Below are 571 nucleotides of genomic sequence, written 5' to 3'. Positions count from 1 at the left end.
AAGTCGTCAACCTGACCGTCATTACTACTGTCGGGACCGGTGAGATGTCCGGCGTTGAGTCCAATTAAACCGCAGGCTCCTCCGGTTGTGGTGCTCCCCCGCCAATTCCTTTAAGTTTCATCCTTGCGGACGTACTTCCCAGGCGGCTCGCTTATCGTCTTCACTACGGCACATCACGTGCTCATGGCGCGTGACATACCTAGCGAGCATTGTTTACAGCCAGGACTACCCGGGTATCTAATCCGGTTCGAGACCCTGGCTTTCGTCCCTCACTGTCGGGTCCGGTCTCTCAACGTGGTTTCCCCATTGGTGGTCCGTCCAGGATTACAGGATTTCACTCCTACCCCGGACGTACCCGTTGAGTCTCTCGGCCCCAAGCTGTGTAGTTTCCACCGGACGCCGACCAGTTGAGCTGGTCGATTTCCCAATGGACTTACACAGCAAGCTACGGACGCTTTAGGCCCAATAATATCGGCCATCACTTGGACTGCCGGTATTACCGCGGCGGCTGGCACCGGTCTTGCCCAGTCCTTGTTCCTGTACCACCTTACGGTACAGAAAAGCGAGGGCT

1 rRNA gene is annotated in these 571 nt (G+C 56.4%); it reads right to left on the bottom strand.

What is annotated here, in order from left to right:
• Positions 1–571 (bottom strand): 16S ribosomal RNA (locus D3D01_RS22605); the annotation flags it as partial.

Source organism: Haloarcula sp. Atlit-7R (assembly GCF_003666065.1).
Lineage (GTDB): Archaea > Halobacteriota > Halobacteria > Halobacteriales > Haloarculaceae > Haloarcula > Haloarcula taiwanensis.
This window is presented reverse-complemented; position numbering and strand designations above follow the sequence as displayed.